Annotated in this window: 1 protein-coding gene; it reads right to left on the reverse strand. The window is 61.2% G+C overall.

Annotation, left to right across the window (positions count from 1 at the left end; translation table 11 throughout):
- The coding region (locus tag A3730_RS02995) for a TGS domain-containing protein (protein ID WP_156500837.1) at window positions 1-502 on the reverse strand (502 nt) is incomplete at both ends.

Raw genomic sequence — 502 nt, forward strand, 5'->3', positions numbered from 1 at the left:
AGGCTTTCGGCTTGGCCGGGACAAACTCCATTTCCTGCTGGTTATTGTCCGGCTGCAGGGCCTGCACCTGATTGACCACATGCCCCGGACGCAGGTCGCCCGCCCCCAGAGACGCCAATACGTCGTCACCGGTTTTCAGGTTGAGGTGCGGCGCCAGAGTATCCAGATCCACTTTTTCCAGCGCCAGCCGCGACATTTCCTTTTCCAGGATGGTGCGGCCCTGAACGATATGCACATCGCGGTCCTGGCGCTTGAACCATTGCTGGATTCGCGCCCGTGCGGATGACGTCGCCACATAGCCCAGTGACGGGGTCAGCCAGTCACGGCTGGGGCCGCCTTCCTTGGTGGTGAGAATGGTGACCTGCTCACCGGTATTCAGGCTGTAGTTCAACGGCACGATGTGACCGTTCACCTTGGCGCCCCGACAGCGGTGCCCCACTTCGGTATGAATGTGATAGGCGAAATCCACCGGGGTGGCCCCGGATTCCAGGTCCACCACATG

It is taken from the genome of Alcanivorax sp. HI0044 (genome assembly GCF_001634945.1).